This window comes from Streptomyces sp. NPDC001020 (genome assembly GCF_053599115.1).
Window position 1 is genome coordinate 1 of sequence record NZ_JBSFLQ010000094.1, and the last position, 3,039, is coordinate 3,039.

Consider the following 3,039-nt stretch of genomic DNA (forward strand, 5'->3'; position numbering starts at 1 on the left):
CTGGCTCCTGTAGGTGCCCCACACCAGCGGCCTGCCCGTGCCTCTTGGCCGGTGCCCGGAGGTGATCGAAGCCCAGCAACGGCATGTCCGGCTGCTACGCCGCTCCCCCGCTGGGGCGCAGGCCTTCGACGTCGCCCGCGCCGTCACCAACTCCTGGTGGGACCAGCCCTGGCCCGTCGAGGAACGGGCGTGGCCGGCCCGCCTCGAGGCCACGCGACCGGACAACGCCGATCCCAGCTGGTGGAAGGTCGCCGCCCGCGACCTGATCACCTATCCCGAAACCGTCGCCCTCGCACGCCTGCTGGCCAGCCGCCCCCTGCAGCAACGCACTGTCGCCGAATCGGGCGGCCACCTCCCCTACAGACTCGGCGAGCTACCCGCCCTACCGGCCAAGGCCGCCCATGAGCTCCAGCGGCCGTGGCTCGTCCACCACCTCGCCGCCGTCACCCACGGACCACTGTTCACCTGGGCTCACTCCTGTGTGAGAACCCGCGCCTCTTATGAGGCCACCGCGCAAAAGGCGCTGTGGAGGGTGCACTCGGCATACCGCCCCCGGCCTCTCAGCGACCTTCTCCCCCAGGGACCGACCGGTGACGGCGAGCAGCAGGGGCCGCTCGTGATCAAGGGGCTGCGCGGTCACAGCCTCCAAGCCGAACGCGCCTTTGAGAGAAGCCTCGCGCACGCCCGTGTCTTCCACCAGCAATACGGGCACTTGGCCGTCCCCAAAGAAGCCGTCCCGGACGGCTACCCCCTGGGGCAATGGCTCGCCAACCTGCGCACCCGCCACACCCGCCTGCCCGCCCACCAAGCCGCCGCTCTCAACGCGCTTTACCCGTGGTGGAAACGCGCCGTGGAGCACCCTGTGGCAGCGCACCTGGCACCAAGCCCGCACCCACACCCAAACCCACGGCCCCCTGCAGCCGACCCGCGGCTTCCCCACCACCAGCTACAACCTCGGCGAATGGCTGCCGCGGCGGCCGCCGCCCGGCCCAGACGACGCAACATGAGGGCCGGCGCCGAAGAAGCCCTCGCTCACGCCCGCTCCTACACCGCCGAACACGGCAGCCTGGCATCCGTAACCTCCGCAACCGTCCACGAGGGCTTCCGCCTGGGCCAATGGCTCGCCAACCAGCGCAACTACCAGCGCACCGGCCACCGCCCCCTGCCCGCCGACCGCGCCCAGGCCCTCACCGCCATCGACCCCTGGTGGTGCCCGCCCTGGAACCTGAAATGGCAGCGCAGCTACCACCGCGCCCGAAATGCTGCAGACAGTCAGCCTCTCCGTCCCGGCTCCGGCTTCATCGACCTCGACGATTGCCTCGCCGGGCGATGGCTGCGGCGCCAGTGCAGCACGTATGACGAGCTCCACGACGAGCGCGGCCTGCGAAATGCTTCCACGCGTCCCTGAAACGCGAGACCCTCCAGGACGCCCGCGACTACGGCGATGCGGCTCGGGCGTATCTCCTCCAAAGACCGGCTACGGGCAGGGCGATCGGTACGGGAGCGCTCCGACGTACTGACCCCACTGCTGGGTGGTCAGTGTGTTCCCGGTGGCGGCGCAGATCTGTGCGATGGCTTGGTCTGAGTCTGTTATCCATAGCCGAACCGTGCCGTCGTTGCCCGTTGTGGCGAGGGCGTGTCCGTGGCGGCTGAAGGCTATCTCGTTGATGGTGTCAGTGTGGCCTGCGAGAGGGTGTCCCAGACGCGTGGGGTGTGCTGGGTCGGCAATGTCCCACAACTGCACCCTGGCGCCGTCCTCGCCGGCGCCTGCGGTGGCCAGGATGCGCTGATCAGCGCTGAACGTCACCACGAGCCCCATGTCGTCTTTGCCGCCGGCCTGCAGGTGTCCTACATGTTTGGCATGAGCCGGCTGGCTGGTATCCCAAAGCTGCACGTCGGTGAGGTTTCCGCCCCTGCCTGCCGTGGCCAGCAGGTGACCGTCGGGACTGAATACCAGCACGGGGGTGAAGTGCCCGGGGGAACTGTGTCGGATTGACAGGCGATCCAAGCGCGTGGGGTGTGCCGGTTCGGCGATGTCCCACAACTGCACCTGGCTGCGGCGGTCGTCGCTGGTCGCGACGGCGAGGAGGGGCGCGCCGGGGCTGAGTGCCATAGCCAGGATTCCGGGGGACGGGATCGTGTTCAGTCGTCTGGGATGGACCGGGTCGCTGGTGTCCCAGAGCCAGACGCGGTCACCGTTGTCATCGGTGCTCGCGGTGGCGAGGGTATGTCCGTCGGCGCCGAACGCCACCGCCAAGACCTCGCCACCACGGTGGTCCAGCGGGCGGCCAACGACTCTGGGCCGAGCAGGATCGGTGGTGTCCCACAGCCGGACCGCGCCGCCTTCCACCTCGGCGGTCAATGTGGCCAGAAGGTGACCGTCGGGACTCAGTGCCATGGCATTGACCGAGTGGGACGGGCTGACACTCATACGCCGGGGACTGGCCGGGTTTGTGGTGTCCCACAACCAGATACCACTGTCCATCTCGGAGTTTTCTCCACCATAGTTGTCGCCGGCGGTGGCCAACAGACGGCCGGTGGAGTCGAACGCTGTCTGCTTCACGGAGCCGGGGTAGCCGCGCAGAACCGTCCCCGGCAGGCTCCAGAGACGAACGCCGTCACCGCTGGTGGCCAGGCTGCGCCCGTCGGGGCTGAACGCCACGAAAGCGGTGGACACCGCCAGAGGTTTGTCCCAGGACATCGGGCTGGAGGGATCGCTGACATTCCACAAATGCACCGAGCCGTCCTCGGCCGCGGCCAGGGTGTGACCGTCCGGGCTGAACTGGACGGCATCGAGTACGGCGGAATCGGTGGTGGTCGGCTCGCCGAGACGGCGTGGGTGTGCGGCGTCGGCCGCATCCCACAACTGCACTGCGGCCTCATTCCCACCGCTCGTGGTGGCTAGGAGGTGACCGCGCTGCGCGAACGCCAACGCGAAGACTTTAGAGTGCGGAACGTGAGCTCTTGTCCGTTTCGTGGTTGAGGTTGGAGAAGGAGCGCTGGTCACGGAGTGAGGCTGGCCCTCAGGCTTCGGGGCGG

At 68.6% G+C, this 3,039-nt stretch carries 2 protein-coding genes; one reads left to right on the forward strand and one right to left on the reverse strand.

The features are described 5' to 3' along the window. The first annotated feature begins 13 nt into the window (after nucleotides 1-13). Nucleotides 14-1,408: a helicase associated domain-containing protein gene (locus tag ACWDEX_RS37100; protein WP_450469086.1), complete on the forward strand. Its 1,395-nt coding sequence runs from the start codon at nucleotides 14-16 to the stop codon at nucleotides 1,406-1,408. Nucleotides 1,409-1,477: 69 nt separating this feature from the next. Here the strand turns inward: ACWDEX_RS37100 and ACWDEX_RS37105 are convergent, their stop codons facing one another. Further along, nucleotides 1,478-2,932, reverse strand: coding sequence for a WD40 repeat domain-containing protein (locus ACWDEX_RS37105; RefSeq protein WP_450469088.1), 1,455 nt, complete (start codon nucleotides 2,930-2,932; stop codon nucleotides 1,478-1,480). Nucleotides 2,933-3,039: the final 107 nt, after the last annotated feature.